Raw genomic sequence first — 25,093 nt, forward strand, 5'->3', positions numbered from 1 at the left:
CTGCCGGCTTCCGGCTATTTCTTCAAAGGCGCTTCCGCGCCGGTGACGGCTTCCGCCAGAATCTTGCCCTGATAGATGTCGTCGAGCGCCTTCTGCAGCTCGGCTCCGGTGTTGGCGCCGATGACGTCGCCGCCGACCTCCTTGAGGAAGCCGAACTTGTCGGGCGACGTGTCGAAGGCGACGAAGTACACCTGCACGCCGCGCTGGCTCTTGCTCCAGATGTCGCGCGCGACGCGCTCGGGGCTGCGGCCGTTGGTGTTCTCGCCGTCCGTGACCACGATCAGGTACTTGCGGAAGACGCCGGCGCGGTAGAGATCCGGGCGCGCCTCGCGCATGGCGTCGCCGATCGCGGTGCCGCCGCCCGGCGCGGGCAGCTCGGCGAGCGCCGCGCGCACGCCGGCGCGATCGTACGGCTGAATCGGCCGCAGCGTACGGACCCCGCTCGAGAAGCTGTAGACGCCGATCTTGATGGGGAAATCCGGCCGCCTGGCGATGAAGGCGTCGGTGGCGTCGAGCATCGCCTCGAGGGCCTCGCGCGCGACCGCGTGCTTGCGCCGCGAGTCGCCGGGAACGTACTCCTTCATCGAACCGGAGGTGTCGACGAGAATCGCCACCGCGGCGCCCAGCCCCTCTTCGACCTCGGCTTGATACGGCGCGGAGGACTCGGGCTCGGAAACCGCCGCGGGCGGCTGCTCGCGCGGCCTGGCCTCGCACGCCGCAAGCGCGGCCGTCAGCAGCAGCACGCCCAGAAAAAGGGGACAGTCCCCTTTTCGGCGCGGGGCCGTCAGCAGCAGCAGAAAAAGGGGACTGTCCCCTTTTCGGCGCGGGATGAAGCCGGACCTGCTCGAAGCGGTCTGAGTCACCGGCGCGCAGATTGGCATCGGGGCAGCCCGCAGTCTACCGTCGGGGTCGGCCGTGATCAAGTTAGCGGTCCCGGCGCTCGAAGGTCAGGTAGAGCGGACCGACACCGAGAATGCCGAGCAGCGACAGGGTGCCGCTCCCGGCGCGGTTCACGACGACGAACCGGGCGTGCTCGCCCGGCTGGAGGTCCACCTCGATGTTTTTCCAGAACAAGGTGTTGTGCGCCTTCAGACGATGCCGGCCAGGCGCGACGCTCTTCGTCGCCTGCTGACCGAAGAGCAGCGTCCCCAGCCGCTCACCGTCCATCGACACCACGATCTGACGGTCGCGGACGTCATTCGGTTCAGTGCGCGTGACCGTGACGCGCGCGGGCTCAGCGGCGGGGTCGGCCATAGGGAAAAAAAGTCATGGACTCGGAAGATCTTACCGTCTGCGAACGCGACAATTTCAACCGCGCGCGCAAATTCCGGCGGAACTTTCGACAGATGAGATGGATCCGGTTTTGCTGGCGCGGTCCGCATCCGTATGCGCATCCTGTGGGCCCTCCCTCTCGTCCTCCTCGCCGGCGCCGGTCTGGTCGCACGCTTCCGCCGCCGCGGCGAGTCGCATCACGTCCCCACCTCGGAACCGGTCAGCGGGCAGTGGCTCGCGGAAGCACGCTCCCGCGAGGACCATCCCTGGTGACCCCGCAGACGTTCGGTCAGAAGCTCCGCCGCGAGCGCGAGAAGAAGCGCCTCGGCCTGGACCACCTCGCGGCGCGGACCAAGGTCGGCGCCAGCCTGCTCCGCGCGATGGAGGCCGGCGACTGCTCGCGCTGGCCCGGCGGCATCTACAGCCGCGGATACATCCGCGCCTACGCCGAGGCCGTCGGCCTCGACCCCGAGCACACGGTGGGAATGTTCGTGGAATGCTACCCGGCGTTCGCCCCGCCCGTCGACCCCGTACCGGAAGCGCCCGCGGACGACAGTCCGCAGACGCCCCTCGACAAGGTGAAATCCGCCGTCGCGGCGCTCTTCAGAGTCGCCAGCGAGTCCCGGCGTTAACCCTCGCCGCCCCGCCGCGCGTCGTTGTTGTCGTGGACGTCGGACGGGCTCCAGTCCTGGCTGCTCTCGCGATCCTCGCTTTCGCGGCTCCGCTCGCGCATGCTGCCCTCGCTCGACCGGTTCCGCATGTCGTCCCGGCTGCCGCGCTTGGAGCTGCGCTGCCGTTCATTGCCGAGATTGCCTTCAGCCTGCCGCTCGCCAAGTCGGCTTGATTCGTTGCGGTTCATGCAAGACCTCCTGGGTTGGGAGGATGCAAGCGGTATTCACTGAGCGGTATCCTCGATAGCGCTGAATGAACCGGCACATGTGGCGGTGGGTCGTCGGAACGGCTGCAGCCGTGCTCCTGCTGGCGGCGCTGCTCGTCCGGGCGCTCGGACTCGCCGGCGTCCACCGCCGCACGGGCTACTTCTCGCCCGTTTTCGCCGCCGACGGCCGATCGATCTACGCAATCCGGCGCGTCGTCACGGCGACGGTGATTGGCCCCGGCCAGTCGTTCTTCACGCCGCCGGCCCGCGTGTGGATACACCGCGATCGCTTCAGTCTCGTGGCATTGCGCCTCCCGGACGGCCAGGTGTCCGTGCTGGACGAACTGCCCCACTCGCCGCTCGAAGGCGCATCGCTGACCGAATATCACGGCGCGATCTTCGGCACGCCGCACGCGCATCTGCGCCGGACGGGCAGCCGCATCGAGTACGAGGTGGCGGTCACGCGCAGCGAGATACCGTTCTCGCGCACCCTGGTTCTCGAGGGAGGCTACGAGCCGGACGCCGGGCGGGCGGCGCACGCCTCCGGGTGGACCGAGCGCCACCCGGCAATGACCGGCGATGAACCGGCGCAACTGCACGGCGATCTGGAGGTGATCGCGGTGCCGGGCGACGAGCTCATGCCCTGCGCAATCGCCGTCCTGCGCACCGGCGAGCCCGGGCCGCGGTCTCTGATCCAGACCGGCACGTGCGCCAGGAAGTTTCCGGGAGGCCTGGGCGCCGACGTCGTCACGCCCCTCAGCCGGCGCGGCGACATCGAACGGGCGGAACTGGTACGGAGGACATACGCCGACCTGGTCGAACGCGGCCGGCAGTCGGGGCTTTCGGAAGGCCAGGCGATGCTGGCGGCGAACAAGGAAATGAGCCGGCTCGGCCTCTACCCGAGGACGACGACCCTCGCCGCGGCCGCGGCTGACTGCGCGTCGGCGTCGCCGCTATTCCGCATCGCGCGCGAGGAGTTCGCCGCCGGGCTGTTCCAGGACATCGCGCAGGCGATCGCCTCTCCCGGCGAGCAGGTGGACAAGTCGATCGGCGCCTACGTCACGCACCGTGATTACGCGACGAGCCAGGAGATCAACGCGTTCCTGGAGCGAGGCAACACGGTGTTCCACGTGCGGACGGGGGACGGCTGCTGGCGGCTCACCATCGATCGCCCGCGCTGATCCGCGCACGCGCCCCCGGTCGCGGCTGGCCGGTCGGCCGCCCCCGGCATTGAAAAACTTGCGCCAGCGGGGGCGGAAGTATACTCTCTGACCACCAGGCATGGCACCCTCGAGAGAAGAGGAGCTCCAGCACCTTCTGCGCCGCGCCGGCTTCGGCGCGAGCGAAGCCGAGATCGACCAGTATGCCCGGCGCGGGCTGCTCGGGTTCAGCAGCGCCGCCGCGCACCTTCTCACCTACCAGGAACTGCCCGACGACGTGGACGATGCGATTGGATCGGTCGGCTACGTCGGCGTGACCGCGGCGCAGGGGCGCCTCGCGCCTGCCGTCAACATCAACGACGCGCGGCAGCGCTGGCTGTTCCGCATGGTCCACTCGAAGCGGCCGCTCCAGGAGAAGATGACCCTCTTCTGGCACAACCACTTCGCGACCGCGTATTCGAAGATCGCCGGCGACGTCGGGGCGACGGAAGCGGCGCGGATGATGGCGGCGAAGCCGTCCGAGGACGCGGGGAGCGTCAAGGGGCACCTCGAGCTGCTGAGAGAGCACGCGCTCGGCAACTTCCGTGACCTGCTCGTCGCCATCGCGCAGGATCCGGCGATGCTCTACTGGCTGGACGGGCGCACCAACGTGCGCGCGCGGCCGCAGGAGAACTTCGCGCGCGAGCTGATGGAGCTGTTCACGATGGGCGTGGACACCTTCACCGAGAACGACGTCTACGCCGGCGCGCGTGTGTTCACCGGATGGAACCTGCTGCGCAGCGGGAGCGGCGCCGCCGCGAAGTGGGTCTTCAACTACAACGCGGCGCAGCACGAGACGGCGGCGAAGGAATTCAGCTTCCCCATCTATCCCAACGGCGATCGCGTCATTCCGGCGCGCTCGGGGGCCGCCGGACTGCAGGACGGCCTCGACCTGATCGAGGCCGTGGCGCGGCACCCGGCGACCGGGCCGCGGCTCGCCCGGAAGCTCTATAACTACTTCATCAACGAGACCGACCCGCCCGACCAGGCGCTGATCGACGAAATCGCGGGGATCTACTACGCGCGGGACTACGAGATCGAGCCGATGGTCAGGCGGCTGCTGCTCTCGTCGCAGTTCCGCGATCCGGCGAACTACTACAAGCGCTTCTCGTGGCCGGCGGAATTCGTCGTCCGGGCGATCAAGGAAGCGGGGTGGAGCGGGTTCTCGGTGGGCACCGCGCTGACGCCGATGGTCAACATGGGCCAGCAGCTGCTGGAGCCGCCCGACGTGAACGGCTGGGAGCTGGGGCGCGGCTGGTTCACCACCGGCGCGATGCTGGCGCGGATGAACTTCGCCTCGCAGCTCGCGACCAACCAGAAGTTCAACCTCCGCGACTCGTTCCGCGGCCGGGCCGCATCGCCCGACGCGCTGCTCGAGACGGCGATGGCGCGGCTGACGCCGGCGCCCTACACCGCGACCTCGCGCTCCGCGCTCATCGACTACATCAATGCCGGCGGCACGTACACGGCGTCCGACACGCAGGTGGCCAACAAGGGAGCGGGGGTCGTCCACCTCATCATCGGGTCCGGCGAGTATCAGCTGATCTAGGAGACGCCGCGAACATGTCGATGACCAGACGCGATTTCGTTCGGGGAGGCGTGGCCGCCTTCACGGTCGGATTCGCCGCGCCGCGGTTCCTCTCCGATCTCGCCATCGCGCAGGGACAGTCGCGGCGCAACCTCGTCGTGCTCTATCTGAGCGGCGGCAACGACGCGCTGAGCACGCTGATTCCCTATACGGATCCGCAGTATTTCGCGCGGCGCCCGACGCTCGCGGTGCCGGCGGCGAACGTGCTGCAGGTCGGCTCGGACAGCGCCGGCCGTCCGCTCGGCCTGCACCCGCGCCTCGCCGGCATGCGATCGATCTTCAACGCCGGGCGGCTCGCGATCGTGCAGCGCACCGGCTATCCGAACTCGAGCCGATCGCACTTCGAAGGCACGGACATCTGGTCCACCGCCGATCCGGTGTCGACGAAAGGCACCGGCTGGCTCGGACGCTACCTCGATCGCCTGCCGTCGCCGGTCGACCCGCTGGCCGGCTGGTCGACGGTGCGCGAACTGCCGCGCACGCTGCTGTCGCGTACGGTCGGCGTGCCGGCGATTCCCGACGCCGCGTCGTACGCGTTCCTCAGCCCGAACGGCGGCGCCGACGCCACGTTCGCGCGGCAGAGCGCGCTGCGCATCGCGTCGCACCTGCCGGTCGATCAGCCGCACCTCGCGTTCGTGAACGCCACCTCGCAGGCGGCGTTCGCGACGCTCGATCGCGTCGGGCAGGTCGCCGCGTACCGGCCGACCGTCACCTATCCGAACAACGGCCTCGCGCTCGCGCTGCGCGCCGTCGCCGGCGCGATGGTGAACCAGATCGGCACCCGCGTGTTCTGGGTGCAGACCGGCGGATTCGACACGCACGCCGGGCAGGGCACCAACGCCGCCAACGGCACCTATGCGAACCTGATGGGCGCGCTCGACGGCGCGTTGTCGGCGTTCTACGCCGACCTCGTCAACCAGGGGCTGCTCGGCGACACACTGGTGCTCCAGTTCTCCGAGTTCAGCCGCCGCATCGACGAGAACGGCAGCCAGGGCACCGACCACGGAGCCGCGGGCATCATGCTGGCGATGGGCGGCGCCGTCCGCGGCGGCATCTATGGCACCGCGCCCGACCTCCGCCCGACCGCCGACAACCCCACCCTCGAGAACGCGACGCGCGACGTCCGGTTCGAGACCGACTTCCGATCCGTGTACGCGACCGTAATCGACCGATGGCTGGGCGGCGACGCGAACGGGATCCTCGGCGGCAACTTCGGCGGCGGACCCGCCATCCTGTAATGATCCAGAGACACATCACCCGCGCGGCAGCCGCGCTGCTCGTCGTCCTCGGCTCCGCCTCCCCGCTCTTCGCGCAAATCCCCGGACTCGGCGTCAAGGCGGGCGTCAACATCGCCACCGTGAAGAGCACCGGCGGCGGCTCGGAAGACGCCGGGTTCAGCTCCCTGACCGCGCTCGTCGCCGGTGCGTTCACCACGTTCCGGGTCGCCTCGTGGCTCGAGTTCCAGCCCGAAGCGCTCTATTCGGTGAAGGGCACCCAGATCGACGAGCGCACCTATACGTCGAAGGCGCTCGTCGACTATCTCGAGGTGCCGATGCTGGCGCGCGTCTCGCGGCGCGGCAACGGACGAACCGGGTTCTACGTCGCCGGCGGTCCCTACGTGGCCGTGCGGCTGCGGGCGCGGACGCGCACCACGTTCGGCGACACGACCGAGGAGGTCGACGTCAGCGACGCGGTCGAACGCCTCGACTTCGGGATCTCGGCCGGCGGCGGCTTCGAGTGGGGCCGCGCCGTGTTCGACGGCCGCTACTCGCTCGGGCTGAAAGACATCGACAAGGACCGCACCGACGACGCCGAATTGAGGACGCGGACGATCACCGTCACCGCCGGGTTCAGGTTCTGACGTGCGCCGGGCCGGAGCGCTGGCGATCGTGTGCGCGCTGCCCGCGTTGCTGACGTGCGGCGGGGGCGGCGGGAATCCCGGGGGCCCCTCGCCGAACAACCCCAACCAGATGACGATCTCGCCCGCCGGCGTGCTCACCCCGTCCGAGCTCGTCGTCTCCCCGGGCACGCGGGTGCTGTTCGTCAACAATCACTCGCAGCCGCACAACATGACCTCGGATCCTCATCCCGAGCACAACGACTGTCCGGAGATCAATCAGGTCGGCCTGCTCGGGGCGGGTCAGCGGCGGGAAACCGGGAACCTGGTGGCGGTGCGCACCTGCGGCGTCCACGATCACGACGATGCCGATAATCGCAACCTCCGCGCGCGGATAGTCATCCGCTGACGGACAGACAGTTCACTGGTGCGGGCGGCCTCCTGGGGACCGTCGGCGCTCGAGCCGCCCGGTGAAGAGGCGTGCGGCGGCAGGCTACACTTAGGGCCATGCAGCTTCGTGTGGCCAGGCTTTGCCTCGACTGTGAAGAGATTCACGCCGCGCGGACGTGCCCCCGCTGCACGTCCGAGACGTTCGCGCTGATCAGCCGATGGGTGCCGGCGCCGGAACGCCGCGCCCGCCCGCGCCCCGACTCGACCGACGCCGAGATCTATCGCGAGCTCCTCGAAGAGAACCCGGAGTCCCCCTCGTCGCGGAAGTGGCTCAAGGGGGGCGCCGTGGCCGCGACGATCGGTCTCGGCCTGGGCAGCTGGCTGCTCCGCCGGCGGCGCTGAGTCTCCCTCACACACCATTCACTGCACGCCGGCGGTCGAATCCCGACGGCGCGAGCGTCGCCACGAACGCGTCGTCGAACCGCGGAGGCACGGTCGGCTCGGGTTCGCCGTAGGAAAGCTGGTCGACCCCGTCCTGTCAACAAGTTGGTACACGCCGGGCGGCTCACGTCGAGCCGGAATACGCCGCCCCGTCAACGGCAATCGACGGCTGACGCGATGAGCGATTCGAGCGCGTCGGGTTCCGCCGGCTTGGTCACGTGGTAATCGAATCCGGCGGCATACGCCCGCTGCTGATCCTGTTCCTGCCCCCAGCCGGTCAAGGCGACGAGCACCACTTCGCGGCCGAGCGCCGCACGGATGCGGCGCGCCGCTTCGTAGCCGTCCATGCGCGGCATGCCGATATCGAGCACGGCGATCTGCGGACGGACCCTGGCGGCGAGCTCCACCGCCTGAACGCCGTCCGCGGCCACGACCACCTCATGGCCCATGCATTCGATCATCAACCGCAGCATCTCGGCGGCGTCGGGGATGTCTTCCGCCACGAGCACGCGGCACCCCTCCAGCGCGCGCGGCAACCCGGGCGGGCGCGGCTCGCGCCGCGCCGCCGCCACCAGCGGCAGCCTGACGGCGAACGTGGTGCCGGTCCCGGCGCCTGCGCTGCTCGCGTCGATGTGTCCGCCGTGGAGCTCGATCAGGCGCCTGGCCAGCGCGAGGCCGATGCCGAGCCCGCTCCGGGCACGGCTCGCCGTCGGCTCGATCTGCACGAACATGTCGAAGATGACCGGAAGATGGATCGGGTCGATGCCGATGCCCGTGTCGGTCAACGTCACCGCCGCCTCGCCGCCGTGCGCGGCGGCGGTGAGAGTGATGCGGCCGCCGCGATCGGTGTACTTCACGGCGTTGTTCAGCAGGTTGGCGAACGCCTGCGCGAGTCGAGTGAGATCGGCATAGACCCACAGCGGATCGTCCGGCAGGTCCACGACCACCTCGTGGCCGGCGGCCTCGCTCAGCGGCTCGATCGTCTCCAGCGCGCTGCGGATCGCGCCGCGCAGATCGATCCGCTCGCGGCGCAGCTCGAGGCGGTCGCGGGTGATCCGTGACACGTCGAGCAGGTCGTCGGTGAGCCGCACCAGCTGACGCACCTGCCGTTCCATGATCGCCAGGGCGCGTTCGCTCAGCGAGGCATCGTGGCCCGACCGGCGCATCAGCTCGAGTGCGTTGCGGATCGGCGCGAGCGGGTTGCGCAGCTCGTGCGACAGCGTCGCCAGGAACTCGTCCTTGCGGCGGTCCGCCTCGCGCAGAACGTCTTCGGCCTGCCGGTGTTCGGTCAGATCGACGCAGACGCTGACGCAGCCGCACACCGCCCCGTGGCGATCGTAGAGCGGCTCGACGTCGTTCTGCACGTGGACGACCGAGCCGTCGCCGCGAACGATTTCGATCGCGTTGGCGACGTGCGTCCGGTGCGCGATGGCGTATTGCATCGGCAGCTCCTCGACCGGGATGTCCCGGCCGTCGCGCTGGATGCGATAGGGGGGCGCGGCATCGCCGCCCGGGCGCGGCTCCAGGGAGATGTTGGCCGACGCCGGCAGCCGAAGGAGGCGGGCAAGCGCGTCGTTGGCGGAGATGACCCGGCACTCGGGATCGTGCGCGATCGCGATCGGCACCGGGGCGCGGGCGATGAGATCGGCCAGCGCGCGCAGCCGCGCGCGCAGTTCCTCCTGGGTTGCATCGGGCGGCGGGTCGAACAGGGACGCCAGGCTCGACATCGGGGTTCCCCGGGGTACGGTGCGCAGTGTAGCGCGAAACGCCGCCGGCAGCCGAGCGTCTCCGGATGGAGCGCGGCGCTACCTGGCCGGCTTCCGGCTCTCGTTCCAGTAGATCTTGATGTTGCGCGTCGCACGGCCCGACGCCGCGATGTCGGGGAGGCCGTCCCGATTGAAATCCGCGACGACGAGATCTTCAGTATCCATCCCGCCGGCGTCGATCATCGTCTTTGCCGCGAGGCTGCCGTCCCGGTTCACGACGTAGATCGCGAGCCCCGGTTGACCGCGGCGCCAGCCGACCGCCAGTTCCTCGCTGCCGTCGCCGTCGAAGTCGGCCCAGCCGAGGGCGTGCCCCTCCGTCAGTCCGGTTTCGATGGTCGTCCTGGACCAGCGCGCTGCGCCCGGCGTCTCGACGTACACCGCGACGCCCGCGCCGTGCCACGGTTCGACCGTGGCGAGCATGCGGCGTCCGCCGACGCGCCCCAGCTTCACTTCGCCCGGCGAGCCCTCCCCGATGACCGTCCGCGTCCAGGCGCCGTCGCCGGCGCGCTTCCACAGCAGGAGTCCTTCGTGCGCGGCGGTGACTAGCTCCTCCCGCGAATCCGCATCGGCGTTCATCACCAGGAAGTTGTGCTGGATGTGATTCACTTCGCCGGCGACTTCCATCGGCCACGGATCGCTGCGCGGATTGGCCGGCGGCCGGAAGACGAGCAGGCGCGCGGCCGGGCCTTCTGCCCCCTTCGCCCCCTTGCCGTGCAGCGGCGCCGCGATCAGCTCGCGCCGGCCGTCGCCGTCGACGTCGGCCCACCGGATGCGGTGCAGCGTCGGCTCGGCGCCGATCGGGAACATCTCCCAGGACGGCTGCGTCCCGGGCGGGTTCTGCTTCACCCACTGCAGCGTGCCCGTGTTCTGACGCGTCCACCCCGCGGCGAGCGCGATGTCGAGACGGCCGTCGCCGTCGATGTCGTGCGGCGCAATCGCGACGTTGTCGGCGGTCGTCGCGCCGGCGGGCAGAATGACCGTCCGCGTCCAGGACGGCGCCTCGAACCACACCAGCTCGGTGGCGTTGATGGCGACGATGTCGACCTGCTTGTCGGCGTTGATGTCGGCGGCGGCGATCGCGTAGCCGATGCCGAACTCCCTGGCGATCTCCTGCTCGCGGAACTTCAGCGATGGCGCGGGTGTGACGCCGGACGACTGGGCCGCCTCCAGAGCGGCGAGTGCGGCAATCGCGGCGCCGAACGCGGCGGCAGTGAAACGGGCGGCGCGTGCATTCGAGGACTGCATGGGCCGCCAGTGTAAACCATCGCGCGCGCTATGATCGGCGCCTATGCTGCGGGCCCTCGTGGTTCTCTCCCTCATCATCGCACCTGGACCGGGCCCTGCTCCGCCGCAAGAGCGCTGGCCGAACCCATGGATCGTGGTACGGCCGGCAGGCGTCTATCTGTTCCCGCAGTACGGCGGATTCGGAGGCCTCTTCCCCGCCGAGCGACTGCGGGCCGCCGTGCGGGAGCTGCCGGCGGATGTCTGGCGTGACGGCCGCGTCGTCGCGCTCGAGGAGATGGCGTTCCTGCCGGCAGACGAGGAGCGGCTCGCGCAGAACGTCGCGAAGACCGTCGCGATTCTCGCCGAGCTCGATATTGCGGTTCACCGGCGTCCGCGGGCCGCCGCGACAGTCGAGCATGCGGAGATGATCGAACGCGAGAATGGCATGGGTAGTTTTCCGCCGCGCCTGCTCGAAGAAGCGCTGGCGGCGTCGCATCAGGCGGCCGCTGCGGCGCCCACGTCGCAGCGGACGCTCGTCTATCGGGTCCGACTGCTCGAAATCAAGGCGCGCCGTACAACCGATCGTCGACGACGCGCCGCGTTGAGGCAGGAGGCGGAGAACCTGTGGCGCCGTGCGGTTGCGCTGCGGCTGGCGCCGCAGACTCCCGCGCCGCCGGGCGCCCCGGATCTCAGCGCGGCGATCTTCGGCGAATCCTTCAAGGACACAGTTCGACGGCTGCGCGCGATCGAGGATACGAGACGGCTCTATCCGCGCCCCGTGTCCTACTGGAGTCTGGATCCCGTCTATGCGAATGCCCCGGCGGCGGCGCCGCTCGGACACATCGTGATCGGGCCGGATGGCGTCGTCATGAACGCGGAGATGATCCGCGGCGAGCGTCAGGTCGAGCGGGCGGTGCTCGAGGCCGCACGGCTCCGCTTCTTCACCCCGCCGCTCGTGAACGAGCGCGCCGTCGCCTGGGTCCAGCTCATCGCGTTTCCCGCGAAGGCGCCGTGAACGACGGCGCGTGAACGGCTACGCGCGTCCGCGCTGCCGGCGGCGCCGGGCGATCAGTCCGGCGGCGCCGGTGCCGAGCAGCAGCAGCGACGCCGGCTCCGGCGTCGGCGCGGCCGCCTCGAACTGGTAGGTGAGGCGCGTCACGTCGAACAGCGTGTTCCCCTGACCATCTCCGTTCGGCACCGCGGTGAACTGCGCGGTGACCGTGCCGGAGCCGAAGACCGAGGCGGTGAACAACGGCGGTCCCACGGCGGTGAGCGGGTTCGACGCGTAGTTGTCGATGGTGCCCATCATCGAGAACGGCGCCGTGAGAATCAGGTTCGACGGGGAGAGAATCGCCGTGCTGAACGACGGGCCAGTGAATTCCAGGTTGGCGTTGAGGAACGTCGCCGGGTAGGTCACGCCTTCGAACGTCCCCGGCTGACCGCTGTAGACCGCAGCGGTGTACCGATCGCCGAAGTCGACCGTCACCGGATTGGCGTCGCTGCAGGGCCTGCAGTTCAGGAAGATCGTCGATACGCTCCCCGAGTCGCCGCTGCCGGCCAGCGCCAGGCCGTCGCCCGTGAAGGTGAACGACGAGCCCGGCAGGTACCCGGTGAGCTGCCCGCCGGTGATTTGAATCGGATCGGCGAACGCCGGAGCGGAAGCGAGCGCCCCAAGAACGACAGTACACGCCACACATCGGACGGCACGTTGCCACATACGAGGACCTCCGCTCCGGCGCTATGCAACGGTGGCTACGTGGGCCGTTTCGATCCCTGGCGGTATCGCCTCAGCATCATGCCGGCGACGCCGGTGCCGAAGAGAAGGAGGCTGGCCGGCTCGGGGGTCGCTGCCGGCGCCGCCGGGGCGAACGCGTAGACGATCGGCGATTCGACCGAGCTGTAGAAGCCGGTGGCGGCGTTGAACGTCTTGGTTTGCGTCGCGGTGCCATTGCCGAAGACGTCGATGCTGAACAGGAGCGCGCCGAAGTCGCGTCCGGTCGGACCGGACGGCGCGTAGCCCTGGATGGCCCCTGTCATCGTGAACGGCACGGTGAACGTGGTCTCGCCGCTGCCACCGGGGCGTGGCTGCACGACGAACGGCTGCGTGGTGAACGTCAGCCCGCCGTCGAGCAGCGCCGGGCCGGTGAACCCGTCCGCCATCTGCGCGAGCGCACCGGAAATGGTGGCGAAGGAGAAGGTGCCGTCGAGCGTCGCGGTCGTGCCGACCTGCCCGGGTCCCCCCGACGTGGAACTGTACCCCTCGCCCGCGATCCGCAGCCCTTCGCCGGTCAGGCTGACGAAGGACGGGTTGAACGACAGCGACCCGCTGGTCGAGCCGCCCGTGACGAGGATCGGGTCTGCATGGACAACGGCAGGGAGCAACCAGAGTAAAACCGCACACACCGGCGCCGCTCTCAGGGCCTGGAACACACGCATGTTGGGACCTCCGGCGGCGGCGATGCAAGCCGCCGTGCCTGGTCCGTTTACGCGGGACGCGACAACGGCCGCGGTCCGGCGTTTCGCCGAGCTCGGCCATCGGCGTCGGCCGGTCACTTGCTGTTCAGGATGGTGAGCGCCTGATCGAACGCCTGCTTGAGCGTCGGAAGCTCGGCGAGCTCGATCGAGGTCACCACCGGATCCAGCAGGCCGGTCGACAGGTAGGCGCGCGGAATGCGGGCGGACTGGCGGATCGCCAGCCGGAACCCGCCGGACGTGGTGAACGACAATTCGGTTGCCTGACGATCGTCGTGGTTCCACTTCTCCGCCAGCTCCGCCATCGAGGTCAGACCGCGCGAGAGCGCCTGCAGCTCATCGAAATCGATGTAACTCGTCCCCTCTTGCCGGCCGCGAGTCTCCGGGTCTCTCACCTGCACCCGCAGCCCTTTCAGCCGCGCCCGCGAGCCGACCGCCTCCACCACGAGCGCGTCGATCCGCATGTTCGGGCCGAAGCGCATGTCGATGCGGTAGTAGTCGGCGACGAGAACCAGATTCGGGGTGGTCAGCAGCGTCTCGATGCGCGTCGGGACGATCGCCTCGAGGGCCATCGGCGCCGGCCGTGGTCCGGCCGCCTGGGCAAAGACGCCCGCCGCATCGAACGAAACGGCGGTGAGAGGCAGCACGACGAGGGTGAACCCGCGAAGCAACAGGGTGCGCATCAGCGTCTCCTCGCGGCAGCCACTGGCATGGCGGCTCCGATTGTACTGCCGCTGGTGCGGCTGTTGCACGTCACAGCCGCCGCCGGAGAGCCGTCCGGCGGAACCCGTGGGCGCGATCAATGAAGGAGGAACCATGATGAAAGTCAGCTTCGCTCTGGCGATGACCTTGTGCGCCGCCGCCCTGACCGCGGCGCCGCCGGCGCAGCCTTCGGCGGAGGACGAAGTCGTCGTCCCGCAGAGCGATGGCCACTCGGGGTTGTGCGAACCGTTCGACTGCGCCACCCGCATCCAGCAGATCTTCGATGCGTCCACGTTCCCGTCGAGCATGCGCATCGACGCGCTCGAGCTGTTCAACGACGCCACGCAGTCCGCCGAGAGTTTCGTCGAGCCCGCGCACTACCAGGTGTACTTGTCCACCACCCGGGCCTCCTCCGCGACGCTGAGCGCCGACATGGACCAGAACGTCGGGCCGAACGCGCGGCTGGTCGCCGAGTTCACCGTCTCGGACTTCAGCACGTTCTTCACCGGTGCGTTCCGCATTCCCCTCGCCGCGCCGTTCGTGTACGCGCGCAACGCCGGCAACCTGCTGCTCGAAATCCGCAAGGACCAGACCGCCAATTACGGCGACGGCACGATCTACGTCGACGGCAGCGTACAGGCGGCAGGCGTGGCGCTCGCGACCGACCAGTTCGGAGTCCAGCCGTCCGTGGGGATGTCGGTCGGCTTCGTGGGACAGATCATCGGCCCGCCCGAGCGGTAGCCGCAGCGAACCCTGCTCCTTCGGGCCTCGCCGCTCGCGGTTCAGCGCGGCGCGGCCGGCAGCCGCTCCGCCGGAATCCCGAGCGCGAGCGCGATGTCGCGCAGCGACGTCTGGATGATGCGCACGTTGCGCGGACCGGTTCGCAGCAGCTGCTTCTGCGCGCCGCTCAATCCTTCCAGCGACGGGTCGGCGAATCCGTAACCGATGCCGCGCGGTTCCATCCGCGCCGCGCCGTCGACGATCGGCGTGCGCAGGAGCGACACGATCGCGCGCTCGAGCGTCCGGTCGAACGGCGTGTCCGGGTATCCGAGTTCGTGATAGGCCTCGTCGAACCGCGGCTTCAGCGTGGCATAGACGCGCGAGGCGCCCGCCGCATCGATCGACGCCGCCACGTCCGCCAGGTAGTCGTAGCGCTGGTAGCTGCGCGGACTGATCTGCACGTCGGGTCCGCGGGCAATGATTTCGAATCCCGAGGCCGGCCGCAGCGCCGGGAACCGGGACGCGGGCGTCGCGCCGCTGGCGACGTTCTCGATGGCCACCGTCATCGTCCGGATCAGGCCGTCGGTGGCGAGCCAGGCGGCAATGCGCGGATGCGACGTGATCTGCTTCACCAGTTCGCGCACGACCGGATCGCTGCGATCGAGCGGCGGGACGTCGATCGGCGCCGCCTCCCCTCCCAGCGGCCGCACCAGTGTGCCGGGCGACGCCTGCCGCGCGGCGGGCGCCGGCGCGTCACGACGCGTCCGGCCGGCCACGAGGTACAGCGCGGCTGCGGTGGCAACCGCCAGCGCGGCGACAACGACCCACAACCACCACGAGCGCTCCGGCCTGCGCTCGAACGAGTCGTCGGCAGCCTTCACTACGTCGAAGTCGTCGTCCATGACGGTAAGACGTCTCTTACTTTACCCTGGCTCTGATGCATTAGGATGAGCCCGGTGACCGGACCACTGGAGCATCGCCCATGATGTCTGCGCTGTCTCGCACCGGCCTCGGTTGCACGCTCGCCGCCGCGGCGCTCCTCATCCCGCCGTGCGCCGTCTCCGCGCAGGAGGTCGGCGTCAAGGCCGGCCTCAATGCCGCCTCGCTCACGCCGGAGGAGGACGAAGACCCGGATACCTCGCGCCGCCTCGGCGTCGCCGCCGGGGTGTGGGTGCGGCTCCTGCGCGCGAGCCGCGTGTCGTTCCAGATCGAAGCGCTGTTCTCGGAAAAGGGGGTGGTGTACGAGGCGCTGCCGGGGACCGTCGACTCGTACAACGTCCGGCTGCGCTACTTCGAAGTGCCCCTGCTCGCCCGCGCCGATTTCGGGCGGTCCGGCTCCACGGTCCATCCGTTCGTCGTCGCCGGCATCGCCCCCGCGGTCAAGTTATCCGCGCGCGTCACCTTCCAGTTGGAAGGGGCGGACCAGCGCCGCGACGTCGATGACGCGATCTATGCCGGAGATGTCGGACTGGCTGCCGGATTCGGCGTCGCGCTCCGCCGCGCGCTGATCGAGGCGCGCTACACGCACGGCCTGCGTCATATCAACACGGATGACAACGGCGACGAAGACCGGATCAAGAACCGCGTCTTCACCCTGGCGATCGGGTTCCGCGTGCGGTAATGCCGGCGCGCGGAAATCCCGCGCGGTCCGCAGCCGCAGACGTATAATCCACGTGCCATTGGGTCGGCTGATTGGGGGAGAGAAATGCACGTCCTCAGACTCGCCGGGCCTGTCCTGATGCTTGCCGCCGCCCTCGGCTGCGGAAGCAAGCCGAATCCCGCAGCGCCGACCGCGCCCGCGGGTCCTTCCATCTCCAGTCTGGTCATCAACGGAGCCGATTACCTGCTGACCGGCGGGGCCGCCGCCTACACCGCGACCGTGACCCTGTCTGACGGCTCCAGCCGATCGGTCACGCCGTCGTGGACCAGCAGCGACACGCGGGTCGCCGCGGTTGCCGGCGCAGGACGCCTCGAGGCCCTGGCGCACGGCGCGATCGCGCTGACGGCGGTTCACGAGGGATTCAGCGCGTCGAAGACCGTGCACATCGTCAATGACTACGGCGGAAGCTGGTCGGGCCGGTACGTGATCAACGTGTGCAGGGACTCGGGCGTGTTTGCGGATGGGATCGTCGGCGGCGGCTACGTCGACGTGCCGTGGTGCCGCGCGCTCAACAAGGTTGGCTCGGAGCACGCCTTCGCATTCACCATCGCGCAAAGCGGATCCGACTACGGCGCAATTCGCGCGACGTTCGGGCCCGACGCGGGGTCGATCTCCGGTTCGGTGACGGCCGACGGCCGCCTCAATCTGGACGGCACCCTCGCGCTGCTGGATTGGTACGGCGACCACTTCGGCGATCTGCGCTTCAGCGGATGGAACACCACGCTCGACGGAGCCGCCCGCATGAGCGGCCGCTGGGCGCAGGACTACACGATGCGAGGCCAGCCGGGCAGCGCCTACGAGGAAGTCGAACTGCTGACGATGACACGCACGCGTTAGAAGACGAAGACGGAAGACGAAAACCCCTCTCCCATCGCGTCGATCGGCTCCCGCTTCTCCCGCTATCGCGTCATCGAAGCCCTCGGGTATGCCGCAGGCGAGAGTCGTGGTTTCCCACGGCGGCGCCTGCGGCAGCGCGCCGCGATCCACGCCGCGCCGGATCCCAGCAGCAGCAGCGAGCCGGGTTCCGGCGTCGAGGCAACGTCGTTGAACGAATAGTCGACGTAGTCGAGGAAGGTGCCTGAACCCAGATTCCCGAAGCCCGCGACGGCGCCGAGCGGGCTCGAACCGCCGCCGGCCAGCTGGATGGAGAACAGCGGCGCGCCGGTCCGGCTCGGATCCGCGAACCCGGTGAGCGTGCCCGTGAAGGTGAAGGGGCTGAAGGCCGGCACGATGACCGTCTCGTCGAGCCCGGGCGGCTGCGGCTGCACGTCAGGGACGATCACCGAACCCGCGGCGAACTGCAGCGAGCCCGTGTAGTAGACGGTCCCCCATGACTGTCCGTCGATCGTCGCCGCTCCCGCTCCCCAGTTGCCGATCGTCACATTCGAACTGAGGTTGAGCGAGGTTCCCGGCGTGCACGGGCTGCAGGTCACCACCGGGCCCGCGCCGGCAGGCAATGCGCCGGTTCCCACCGAGAAGTTCGACCCGACGGCGAAGAACCCGGTATCGTCGCCGCCTGAGCCAAAGAATCCGAACGTCACCAGCCCGACCGGCTCGGCGAACGCGGCGCTGCTGCTCAAGAGCAATGCGAAGGCGAGTCGCATTCCCAACTTCGGCAATGAAGTCATCTTCGTCACCCCGATGGTGCGACGGAGCAAGCGCAAGGCCAGCCGGCGTCGCCGAACCCGACCTCGACGTTTGCGCGATGGAACAGCGTGGATGCGGATTGAAAACGGGCGGATAATCCGGGTTGAGATGGCCAGAGCACCACTCGTCTTCACTTTCTATATTGCCGCGCCGATCGAGTCCGTCTGGAACGGCTTCGTCTCGCCGGAGGCCAACCGGACCATCTTCATGGGCGCGGACTTCGCGATCGACCTCAGGCCCGGCGGCGCGATGACCTGGTCCGGACCCGGCAAGGACGGACGGCCGACGCGGTACGTCACCGGCGAGGTGCTGAACGTCGACCCACCGAAGCGGCTCGACTACCGGTTCGGCATGGGCGACGGCGCCGTGATGTCGCGCGTGAGCATCGTGCTGACGCCGGAATCCGAGGCGGTGAAGGTCGTCGTCACCAACGACGAGTTCGCCGACGACGACCCCGCGTATCTGCAGAATGCGGACGGCTGGCCGCGGATCCTCTCCCGGTTGAAGACGCTGCTCGAAACCGGAAAGACCTTCCGGCCTCACTGAACTCCCGGAGTCATCCGCGCCGCGCGGTCTAAGATGAGGGGGTGAGAATTCGCCCGGCCGTGGCCGAGGATCGCGCGTTCGTCCTCGATCTCGGCGAACGGCTGATCGCGTTCGGCGACGTGCCGGGACGCGATCGCGACGCGATGATCGCGCGCGACCGGGCGGTGATCGCGGCTGTCCTGGACGGCGAGAGCGGAGCTGACGCGACGATCCTCGTCGCCGTGGACGATGACGGGCGTCCGCTCGGGTTCATCCACCTCACCACCGCGGATGACTACTACAGCAACAGCGTCACCGCCCACGTCGCCGACGTGGTGGTCGCGCGCGCCGCGGAGGGACGGGGGGTCGGCGCGGCGCTGCTTGCCGCCGCGGAGGATTGGGCGAGAGCGCGCCGCTTCACGCTGCTCACGTTGAACGTGTTCACCGCGAACCACCGCGCGCGGGCGCTGTACGAGCGGCTCGGATTCGCGGAGGAGTGGATCCGCTGCATCAAGCGCCTCGGATAGGCTCCGCGTGATTCCCGGGATTGCTTCCCGCGAACAGCCGCGGCTTGCGCGGCAGCCGGACTACGCCAGAACCCTGTACCACACGTACACCGCGACCACCGCCCCGAGGATTGCCAACGTCGCCAATACGAACCGGTTCGACTTCTCACTCGTCTGAGCCATGATCCAGATTCTCCTGCGGGGCTGGACACGTGCCGGCGCGGGCGGAGCATAGCAGATTTCGCCGATCCCCGAGGACGTCCCTGCTGAAGTCAACGGCGCCGCGGACTTTGCCGCCCTGAACGACTTCCTGCGGTTGGATTACCTTCGCTGAGCCGCCCGGTTCTTCGCTCTCGTGGTAGCACTCGTGAGACTCTCCAGCCAGCGGACGAGGATCGCCTGCAGCGCAATGCGGCGATCGGAGAAGCTGTGATCCGTTTGCAGCGCGTGGTGTTGAAGCGCGGCGGCACTCTCCTTCCGCAGCGCCGCCGCCAGACCGTCCATGTCGGCGCGGTTCTGATCGTCGGCCGTCACGATCAGCACCGGACGATCGCGCAGCCGGCCCGCCCAGCGCCGGTAATCCCAATCGGCTCCATGCCGCGCCGCCTCGGCGAACAGTGCGGACGCGGTGACGCCCGGGACGGGGTGCAGCTGCGTGCTCCACCGCGCCAGGCGGCTATCACGTTCGCGCGGGTTGTCGTTCAGCGTGCCGAGGTTCACGGCGGAGAGCATCGCGATTCCCGCGATGTCGGCGTTCCGGCTGCCCTCGAATCCCGCGAGGAACCCGCCGAAGCTGTGGCCGATCAGGACGACGCGTCGCGGGTCGACGCGGTACCTGGCCGCGTTGGCGGCGTCGCGGAGGAAACGGACGGCCTGCGCCGTGTCTTCGATCGCCGACGACAGCGAGAACGCGCCGCCCGCGCCCCACATGCCCCGATAGTGGAACAGCAGCACGTGCCAGCCCGCCCGGCGGATGGCCTGCGCCAGATCGCCGTTGACTTCGTAGCCGGGCAGCCCGTGCAGGAGGACGACGGCGCCGTGCGGCCCCTGGCCGCTGGCCTGATACAACGTCGCGTCCAGCGCGACACCGTGGCTGGGAATGCTGACGATGGCGAGCGCCGCCGGGAAGGCCTTGTCGGACGGCGGGTCGGCGATGACCGCCGCCGGCAGTTGTGGCGTGGCCGAGCCGCCGGGTGGCGCCCATCCATCTATATGCGCTTGTCCGATCACCACGCCGGTCAGCGGCACGACGACGAGCGTCGCGACGAGCAGGCGGGCCGCCCACCGCGGCGGATTCGCGTCGTCCATCGTAGGCCACGACGATAGCGGAAGACGTCAGTTCCTGCCAATGGGGACGCGGGAGAGCAGCCAGTCCACGACGCGGGCGTCGGACATGAGCGCGTGCCGCCGGTTAGGATCGGACGATGGTGGTCCATACCATCGGGCACTCCACGCGATCGCTCGACGAGTTCATCGCGTTGCTCGCCGCCGCCAGCGTCACCCGCGTCGTCGACGTGCGCGCCTTTCCCATGTCCCGGCGGCATCCGCAGTTCAACAAGGATGCGCTCGCGGCGACCCTGGCGGCCGCGGCCATCGATTACCGTCACATGCCGGCGCTCGGCGGCCGCCGCCCACGGCAGAAGGGAGCGCAGTCACGCAACGGCTTGTGGAAGGTGGAAGCATTCCGCAACTACGCCGACTATGCCGCCAGCGCCGCCTTCGCACGGGCGATCGCGGAACTCGAGGCGCTCGCGCGCGAACGACCGACGGCGTTCATGTGCGCGGAAGCGGTATGGTGGCAATGTCACCGCCGGCTGATTGCCGATTACATGCTGGCCCGCGGGTGGAGCGTAGTCCACATCGTCGCCCCGGGGCAGGAGCAGCTTGCCTCGATGACCAAGGGGGCCGTCGTCCAGCGGGACGGCACGATCGAGTATCCGCCGCCGCAACCGCGGCTGCTGTAAGCGCCCCGATCCGGCATTGCTGAATGCACCACAGCAAGGCGTATCCGGCCGCAGGCTGAACCAAATATGATCTTGCTGGCATTGATCACTGGAGTTGTCATTGGTCCGGCGGTGTATTTCGGCGCGACGGGACGGACGCCGCGCAAGCGCCTGATTCTCAGCGCTGTTGCGGTGGCTGCGGTGTTCGCACTGGAGATCGTCATCAGCATCTACTTTGCGGAATGGCTCGGCGCTGACTGACGCCGCGGGACTGGCGCCCGCTTCGCTATACTCTCAGCTGAATGAAGGTGTCTCCCGCATGTTGATTCACGAGCTGACCAGGGAAGCATGCCTCGAGGTCCTGGGCCGCAACACGCTCGGGCGCCTCGCGTGCGTTCAGGATGCCCAGCCGTACATTGTCCCGGTGTCGTTCAATCTCGACGGCGCGGACTACGTCTACGGTTTCGCCACCTTCGGCCAGAAGATCCGATGGATGCGCGCCAATCCGCAGGTGTGTCTCGAAGTGGAAGAAATCACGGACCGGCGGCAATGGACCACGGTGCTTGCGTTCGGGTTGTATGAGGAACTGACGGATGCGGCGGCGCACGCCGCCGCCCAACGCCGGGCGCAGGAACTCTTCGCGGCGCGCGAACGCTGGTGGGAGCCCGCGACCGGCAAGACCCTGTCGCGCGAGCCGCATGCGGCGGTGGTCTATCGCATCAGACTGCATCAACTCACCGGCCGCAGCACGTCATCGGGCACTGCTTCGTCGTCCGCCGCAGAGTAACCGCTGCCGCCAGAGGGACGAGCCGCAGGGACCACCGTGACCCCGAGACCGGCAGGTTGGGGCGCGGCCGGCATGCGGGTCTCCCGGCCGGCGGCGACTCGTTTACCCCGGGAAGGATCACGATGCGCTATGCAGCGATAGTCCTGCTCCTCGGTGTTCCGCTCGCGGGGTGCAGGTCCGTCCCGATCGGGCGTCCTCGTTACATCGTCAGCACCGCACCGCTGGCGCTGCTCGGCGAGCGAAATCCGGGATTCTGCGTCGCGGTCGACCCGAGCGATGCGAAGGGCGTCTGGTGGTGGGAGCCGGGACGGTCGGGATGCTCCAGCCGCTCCACCGGACCGGGCGTTTTTGCCGCGAGTCACGCGACGGTGGCTTCGTCGCCGGCTGGCGTCACCATCGTTTCCTTCGAGATCCAGCTGGTGACGGATGGTTCCCTGCAGGTCAGGCTCAGGCTCCAGGACGATGCGATGGTCGAGGAGCGGACCGGGGCGCGGGTTCGCACCGAGCGCAAAGCCAGCATTGACGTGCCCGAGATGCCGCCGCACCCGCAGGCGCGATGACGCGAAGATGGGCGCCTACGGCCACTGCTCCCCCACCGCGTGCCGCCGCCAAGGCCGAAGCAGTTCGAGCTGTTTGGCCACCGAGAGAATCCTCTTCTCGCCTCCCGGAGCAGCCACCAGCTGCACGGAGAGGGGCATCCCATCCGAGTGCACCCCGGCGGGTACGGCGGCCGCCGGATACCCTGCAAAGTTCCAGCTGGCGGCAAATGGAGCAAACCGCGCATCAGTGTAGAAGTTCGACGTCCACGATCGACGGCTCCACAGTTGGGCGCGCTTCGGGGACATCGCCAGCATCGGCGTGATCAACAGGTCGAACTTCCGGAAGAACGGCTCGAGCAGTTGGCGCCAGATCTCGCGATCACGCGGCTGGACGAGCCGAAGCCGCTGCGCCGCCAGCCCGAGGCGAACGTGTGTGCGGGTGCGACGCTCGAGGCGGCGCGGGTCCAGCTCTCGAGCATCCTGAGCGACCCCGCCAAACCATCGTGCGAATGCCGCGACAGCACAGCGAACAGGCAGAGCAGGTGGATTTGCTGATTCGACTGTGTGCCCAGCGGCAGCCAGCACGTTTCCGGATTCATGCGTCGCGTTGATGAACTCGGGGTCGACCGCAATACCGGGCAGCGGCGCGCGCGTCGCCACCGCAATGCGGAGGTGCCGATCCGGGGCTCGAGGATCGCGGAAGTCCGGACGTGCGGCGAGCACCGCCAGCATCAGCGCCGCGTCGTCCACCGTTGTCGCGAGCGCGCCGTTCTCCGCCATCCCGTACCACCCGCTCACGCCGAGTTCGGCCGGCACGACCCCCGACCCGGGCTTGAGACCGACAAGGCCGCACGATGCCGCGGGAATGCGGATAGAGCCCATCCCGTCCGCGCCACCGGCGAGCGGCACCATCGCAGATGCGACAGCGGCCGCGCTTCCGCCGGACGATCCTCCCGGCGTGCGAGCCAGGTTCCAGGGATTTCGCGTGATGCCGAAGCCGTTGTCCGTGGTCGCCCAGACGCACAATTCGGGCACGCGGGTCGTGCCCACGACGATAGCCCCGGCCGCGCGCAAACGGCGGACCGTCGGATGATCCGCCTCGCACAAGGCGGTGGGCGTCGCGAGCGAACCGACGCGCATCGGTTCGCCTGCGACAGGGATATTGTCCTTGATGGCGATCGGCACGCCCGCGAGCGGTGCGCTCCGGAAGTCTTTGCGCAGGGACAGGGCCTCCGCTTCCGCGAGCGCGTCTGTCGCGCGCACACGTTCGAAGGCGCCGAGCCGCGGATCGACCATTGCGATCCGAGCGAGGTGGGCCTGCACGACCTCGCGCGGCGTAACGTCACCGGCGCGAACGAGGGCGGCAAGGCTGGTGGCGCTCCGCCCCACGAGATGCATCGAGAACACGGCCGCCATCATTCACCCGCGCGACTCGTCAACACAGTTTGGCTGCGCTCGACCGGTCGATCAAGTCGCGACTCCAGAAAAGGGCATCCGTCGGGCGGACTTGGGGAGGTGATGATCACGTGATCAGTTCACGTCTGCTGGCTTTCCGCCGCTCGGCTTCCTCCTCTTCCTCTCAGGCGGTCACGCAGCATATGATGCGCGTGACCACACGTTCACGGAGGAGTTTCCATGCGCCGCCTTGCCTTCCCCGCATCGTCTCTGTCCTGCGCCGCGCTGATCGTCTGCGCGTTGCCGGCCCTCGCGTCGGCGCAGGCTCCTTCGACTCGAACTCTGCAGCCCAACGAACAGTGGGTCCAGCTGTTCAACGGCAAGGACCTCACGAACTGGGTCGAGGTCGGCAAGGAAAAATGGGTCGTCGAGGACGGCGCCATCCACGGACAGGGCGTCAGCAGCGCCTACGGCTACTTGCGGACGGAAAAGAAATACAAGGACTTCTGGCTGTCGCTGCGCTTCAGGTGCGAGGCCGACGGGAACAGCGGCGTCTACTTCCACACCGATTTCAAGCCCGGCACCGTCGATGTCAGCCAGGGCAAGCAGGTCGAGATCGACCGCACGCTCAATCACCATACCGGCGGACTGTACGGAGAGGGCCGCGGCTGGTATGCGTGGCCGGCGCCGGCGTATGAGCAGGTCATCCGGCCGACCGACTGGAACGACATGCTGATCAAGGTCGAGGGCAACCAGACGGTGGTGATCCTCAACGGCATCCAGATCCTGGACTTCACCGATCCGGCGCCCAAGTCCAGCGACGGCTACATCGCGCTGCAGCTGCACTCGGGCGGGCTCGGCAACATGCGTTTCAAGGACATCGTCGTCCGCGATCTGTCGATCCGGTAGCGTGCTGCCGCTCGCTCTGAAGGAGTCTTGACGTGAATCGATCACAATTGCTGCTCGCTGCGACGGTCGTATCCTGTGCATCGCTGGCGGCCACCGCCATGGGCACCCCGCAGGGGCCCGACCAGGGCTTCACCCCTCTCTTCAACGGCAAGGACTTCACCGGCTGGGTCTACGGACGCCGCGCCAACGGCACCGAGAATCGATCGGGCAAGGGCTATCAGATCGAGAACGGCGTGATCTTCTCGACCAAGGAGGACGGCGGCAACCTGTATACCGAGAAGGAATACGCCGACTTCGTCTTTCGCTTCGACTTCAAGCTGACCGAGAACGCCAACAACGGCATCGGCATCAGAGCGCCGCTCGAGGGTGACGCGGCCTACGTGGGGATGGAAATCCAGATCCTGGACGACGGCGGCTCGTCGTACACGAAGCTGCAGCCGTATCAGTACCACGGGTCGATCTACGGGATGGTGGCGGCCAGACGCGGCTATCAGAAACCGGTCGGTGAATGGAACACCGAAGAGATCACCGCCAGAGGACGCCGTATCACCGTCACGCTGAACGGCACGACCATCGTCGACGCCGATCTGGATGACGTGAAGGACGAGGCGATGCTGAAAAGCCACCGCGATCTGTCGAAGCCGGAAGGGTCGCGCGGGATCGCCAACACGAAGGGGCACATCGGCCTTCTCGG

The 25,093-nt window shown here is 68.7% G+C and carries 33 protein-coding genes; 21 read left to right on the forward strand and 12 right to left on the reverse strand.

Going from position 1 to position 25,093, the window contains the following annotated elements:
* Nucleotides 1–14: 14 nt before the first annotated feature.
* Nucleotides 15–743, reverse strand: a complete 729-nt coding sequence (locus tag VFK57_11155; GenBank protein ID HET7696257.1) for a vWA domain-containing protein — start codon at nucleotides 741–743, stop codon at nucleotides 15–17.
* Nucleotides 744–924: 181 nt separating this feature from the next.
* Complete coding sequence (locus VFK57_11160; protein ID HET7696258.1) at nucleotides 925–1,254, reverse strand: hypothetical protein; 330 nt, start codon at nucleotides 1,252–1,254, stop codon at nucleotides 925–927.
* 132 nt (nucleotides 1,255–1,386) lie between these two features.
* On the opposite strand from VFK57_11160, the gene VFK57_11165 reads away from it, so the two are divergent.
* Together VFK57_11165 and VFK57_11170 are read left to right on the forward strand one after the other, a co-directional pair.
* Complete coding sequence (locus VFK57_11165; GenBank protein HET7696259.1) at nucleotides 1,387–1,545, forward strand: hypothetical protein; 159 nt, start codon at nucleotides 1,387–1,389, stop codon at nucleotides 1,543–1,545.
* Nucleotides 1,542–1,904, forward strand: a complete 363-nt coding sequence (locus VFK57_11170) for a helix-turn-helix transcriptional regulator (GenBank protein HET7696260.1) — start codon at nucleotides 1,542–1,544, stop codon at nucleotides 1,902–1,904. Before VFK57_11165 ends, VFK57_11170 begins: the two co-directional genes overlap by 4 nt.
* Here the strand turns inward: VFK57_11170 and VFK57_11175 are convergent.
* Complete coding sequence (locus VFK57_11175) at nucleotides 1,901–2,131, reverse strand: hypothetical protein (GenBank protein ID HET7696261.1); 231 nt, start codon at nucleotides 2,129–2,131, stop codon at nucleotides 1,901–1,903. The genes VFK57_11170 and VFK57_11175 overlap by 4 nt on opposite strands.
* A gap of 65 nt (nucleotides 2,132–2,196) precedes the next feature.
* Here VFK57_11175 and VFK57_11180 point away from each other — a divergent pair, with 65 nt between their 5' ends.
* From VFK57_11180 to VFK57_11205, 6 genes are all read left to right on the forward strand, one after another.
* Entirely contained in the window at nucleotides 2,197–3,330 is a 1,134-nt protein-coding gene (locus VFK57_11180) for a hypothetical protein (protein HET7696262.1), read from the forward strand.
* Between the two features lie 100 nt (nucleotides 3,331–3,430).
* Nucleotides 3,431–4,897 (forward strand): DUF1800 domain-containing protein, encoded by a 1,467-nt coding sequence (locus tag VFK57_11185; GenBank protein HET7696263.1) that lies wholly within the window; start codon nucleotides 3,431–3,433, stop codon nucleotides 4,895–4,897.
* 20 nt (nucleotides 4,898–4,917) lie between these two features.
* Nucleotides 4,918–6,174 (forward strand): DUF1501 domain-containing protein, encoded by a 1,257-nt coding sequence (locus VFK57_11190; protein HET7696264.1) that lies wholly within the window; start codon nucleotides 4,918–4,920, stop codon nucleotides 6,172–6,174.
* Nucleotides 6,174–6,797 carry a porin family protein gene (locus VFK57_11195; protein ID HET7696265.1) on the forward strand — a complete coding sequence of 208 codons (624 nt, stop codon included), beginning with the start codon at nucleotides 6,174–6,176 and terminating at the stop codon, nucleotides 6,795–6,797. Before VFK57_11190 ends, VFK57_11195 begins: the two co-directional genes overlap by 1 nt.
* Before the next feature lies 1 nt (nucleotide 6,798).
* Complete coding sequence (locus VFK57_11200) at nucleotides 6,799–7,182, forward strand: hypothetical protein (GenBank protein ID HET7696266.1); 384 nt, start codon at nucleotides 6,799–6,801, stop codon at nucleotides 7,180–7,182.
* A 98-nt stretch (nucleotides 7,183–7,280) separates the two neighbouring features.
* Nucleotides 7,281–7,565, forward strand: coding sequence for a hypothetical protein (locus VFK57_11205; GenBank protein HET7696267.1), 285 nt, complete (start codon nucleotides 7,281–7,283; stop codon nucleotides 7,563–7,565).
* A gap of 191 nt (nucleotides 7,566–7,756) precedes the next feature.
* Here VFK57_11205 and VFK57_11210 read toward each other — a convergent pair whose 3' ends face one another.
* Both VFK57_11210 and VFK57_11215 read right to left on the reverse strand, forming a co-directional pair.
* The gene (locus VFK57_11210; protein HET7696268.1) at nucleotides 7,757–9,331 is read right to left on the reverse strand and encodes an ATP-binding protein; all 1,575 of its coding nucleotides are present in this window, start codon (nucleotides 9,329–9,331) and stop codon (nucleotides 7,757–7,759) included.
* Nucleotides 9,332–9,409: 78 nt separating this feature from the next.
* Nucleotides 9,410–10,615 (reverse strand): VCBS repeat-containing protein, encoded by a 1,206-nt coding sequence (locus VFK57_11215; protein HET7696269.1) that lies wholly within the window; start codon nucleotides 10,613–10,615, stop codon nucleotides 9,410–9,412.
* A gap of 43 nt (nucleotides 10,616–10,658) precedes the next feature.
* Here VFK57_11215 and VFK57_11220 point away from each other — a divergent pair, with 43 nt between their 5' ends.
* Nucleotides 10,659–11,609: a hypothetical protein gene (locus VFK57_11220; protein HET7696270.1), complete on the forward strand. Its 951-nt coding sequence runs from the start codon at nucleotides 10,659–10,661 to the stop codon at nucleotides 11,607–11,609.
* A gap of 18 nt (nucleotides 11,610–11,627) precedes the next feature.
* Here VFK57_11220 and VFK57_11225 read toward each other — a convergent pair whose 3' ends face one another.
* From VFK57_11225 to VFK57_11235, 3 genes are all read right to left on the reverse strand, one after another.
* Nucleotides 11,628–12,287: a PEP-CTERM sorting domain-containing protein gene (locus VFK57_11225; protein ID HET7696271.1), complete on the reverse strand. Its 660-nt coding sequence runs from the start codon at nucleotides 12,285–12,287 to the stop codon at nucleotides 11,628–11,630.
* Between the two features lie 59 nt (nucleotides 12,288–12,346).
* Entirely contained in the window at nucleotides 12,347–12,976 is a 630-nt protein-coding gene (locus VFK57_11230) for a PEP-CTERM sorting domain-containing protein (protein ID HET7696272.1), read from the reverse strand.
* Nucleotides 12,977–13,143: 167 nt separating this feature from the next.
* Nucleotides 13,144–13,749 carry a hypothetical protein gene (locus VFK57_11235; GenBank protein HET7696273.1) on the reverse strand — a complete coding sequence of 202 codons (606 nt, stop codon included), beginning with the start codon at nucleotides 13,747–13,749 and terminating at the stop codon, nucleotides 13,144–13,146.
* A 136-nt stretch (nucleotides 13,750–13,885) separates the two neighbouring features.
* Here VFK57_11235 and VFK57_11240 point away from each other — a divergent pair, with 136 nt between their 5' ends.
* Complete coding sequence (locus VFK57_11240) at nucleotides 13,886–14,509, forward strand: hypothetical protein (GenBank protein HET7696274.1); 624 nt, start codon at nucleotides 13,886–13,888, stop codon at nucleotides 14,507–14,509.
* Nucleotides 14,510–14,550: 41 nt separating this feature from the next.
* Here VFK57_11240 and VFK57_11245 read toward each other — a convergent pair whose 3' ends face one another.
* Complete coding sequence (locus VFK57_11245; GenBank protein HET7696275.1) at nucleotides 14,551–15,390, reverse strand: DUF3014 domain-containing protein; 840 nt, start codon at nucleotides 15,388–15,390, stop codon at nucleotides 14,551–14,553.
* A gap of 83 nt (nucleotides 15,391–15,473) precedes the next feature.
* Between VFK57_11245 and VFK57_11250 the strand changes: the two genes are divergently transcribed.
* The gene (locus tag VFK57_11250) at nucleotides 15,474–16,109 is read left to right on the forward strand and encodes a porin family protein (GenBank protein ID HET7696276.1); all 636 of its coding nucleotides are present in this window, start codon (nucleotides 15,474–15,476) and stop codon (nucleotides 16,107–16,109) included.
* Between the two features lie 84 nt (nucleotides 16,110–16,193).
* Nucleotides 16,194–16,985: an Ig-like domain-containing protein gene (locus VFK57_11255; protein ID HET7696277.1), complete on the forward strand. Its 792-nt coding sequence runs from the start codon at nucleotides 16,194–16,196 to the stop codon at nucleotides 16,983–16,985.
* 62 nt (nucleotides 16,986–17,047) lie between these two features.
* Here the strand turns inward: VFK57_11255 and VFK57_11260 are convergent, their stop codons facing one another.
* A complete protein-coding gene (locus VFK57_11260; protein HET7696278.1) occupies nucleotides 17,048–17,581 on the reverse strand; it encodes a PEP-CTERM sorting domain-containing protein in 534 nt (177 codons plus the stop codon).
* Here VFK57_11260 and VFK57_11265 point away from each other — a divergent pair.
* The 3 genes from VFK57_11265 to VFK57_11275 are packed head-to-tail and all read left to right on the forward strand — an operon-like array spanning nucleotide 17,562 to nucleotide 19,004.
* A complete protein-coding gene (locus VFK57_11265; GenBank protein ID HET7696279.1) occupies nucleotides 17,562–18,341 on the forward strand; it encodes an SRPBCC domain-containing protein in 780 nt (259 codons plus the stop codon). The two genes, VFK57_11260 and VFK57_11265, sit on opposite strands and share 20 nt — an antisense overlap.
* Nucleotides 18,342–18,382: 41 nt before the next feature.
* A complete protein-coding gene (locus tag VFK57_11270) occupies nucleotides 18,383–18,847 on the forward strand; it encodes a GNAT family N-acetyltransferase (GenBank protein HET7696280.1) in 465 nt (154 codons plus the stop codon).
* Between the two features lie 7 nt (nucleotides 18,848–18,854).
* Entirely contained in the window at nucleotides 18,855–19,004 is a 150-nt protein-coding gene (locus VFK57_11275; protein ID HET7696281.1) for a hypothetical protein, read from the forward strand.
* A 143-nt stretch (nucleotides 19,005–19,147) separates the two neighbouring features.
* On the opposite strand, the gene VFK57_11280 is transcribed toward VFK57_11275, so the two are convergent.
* Nucleotides 19,148–20,134: an alpha/beta fold hydrolase gene (locus VFK57_11280; GenBank protein ID HET7696282.1), complete on the reverse strand. Its 987-nt coding sequence runs from the start codon at nucleotides 20,132–20,134 to the stop codon at nucleotides 19,148–19,150.
* 116 nt (nucleotides 20,135–20,250) lie between these two features.
* Between VFK57_11280 and VFK57_11285 the strand changes: the two genes are divergently transcribed.
* The 4 genes from VFK57_11285 to VFK57_11300 all read left to right on the forward strand — a co-directional run bounded on the left by VFK57_11285 (nucleotide 20,251) and on the right by VFK57_11300 (nucleotide 22,116).
* Nucleotides 20,251–20,790 (forward strand): DUF488 domain-containing protein, encoded by a 540-nt coding sequence (locus tag VFK57_11285; protein ID HET7696283.1) that lies wholly within the window; start codon nucleotides 20,251–20,253, stop codon nucleotides 20,788–20,790.
* Nucleotides 20,791–20,856: 66 nt separating this feature from the next.
* Nucleotides 20,857–21,030 carry a hypothetical protein gene (locus VFK57_11290; GenBank protein ID HET7696284.1) on the forward strand — a complete coding sequence of 58 codons (174 nt, stop codon included), beginning with the start codon at nucleotides 20,857–20,859 and terminating at the stop codon, nucleotides 21,028–21,030.
* Nucleotides 21,031–21,088: 58 nt separating this feature from the next.
* Nucleotides 21,089–21,556 (forward strand): pyridoxamine 5'-phosphate oxidase family protein, encoded by a 468-nt coding sequence (locus VFK57_11295; protein ID HET7696285.1) that lies wholly within the window; start codon nucleotides 21,089–21,091, stop codon nucleotides 21,554–21,556.
* 122 nt (nucleotides 21,557–21,678) lie between these two features.
* Nucleotides 21,679–22,116 (forward strand): hypothetical protein, encoded by a 438-nt coding sequence (locus VFK57_11300; protein HET7696286.1) that lies wholly within the window; start codon nucleotides 21,679–21,681, stop codon nucleotides 22,114–22,116.
* A 15-nt stretch (nucleotides 22,117–22,131) separates the two neighbouring features.
* Here VFK57_11300 and VFK57_11305 read toward each other — a convergent pair whose 3' ends face one another.
* Complete coding sequence (locus VFK57_11305; GenBank protein ID HET7696287.1) at nucleotides 22,132–23,511, reverse strand: amidase family protein; 1,380 nt, start codon at nucleotides 23,509–23,511, stop codon at nucleotides 22,132–22,134.
* A 219-nt stretch (nucleotides 23,512–23,730) separates the two neighbouring features.
* Here VFK57_11305 and VFK57_11310 point away from each other — a divergent pair, with 219 nt between their 5' ends.
* Together VFK57_11310 and VFK57_11315 are read left to right on the forward strand one after the other, a co-directional pair.
* Entirely contained in the window at nucleotides 23,731–24,399 is a 669-nt protein-coding gene (locus tag VFK57_11310; GenBank protein HET7696288.1) for a DUF1080 domain-containing protein, read from the forward strand.
* Between the two features lie 32 nt (nucleotides 24,400–24,431).
* Nucleotides 24,432–25,093: DUF1080 domain-containing protein (locus VFK57_11315; protein HET7696289.1), on the forward strand; the 662-nt coding region annotated here is incomplete at its 3' end.

The sequence above is a fragment of the Vicinamibacterales bacterium genome (assembly GCA_035699745.1).
Lineage (GTDB): Bacteria > Acidobacteriota > Vicinamibacteria > Vicinamibacterales > 2-12-FULL-66-21 > JAICSD01.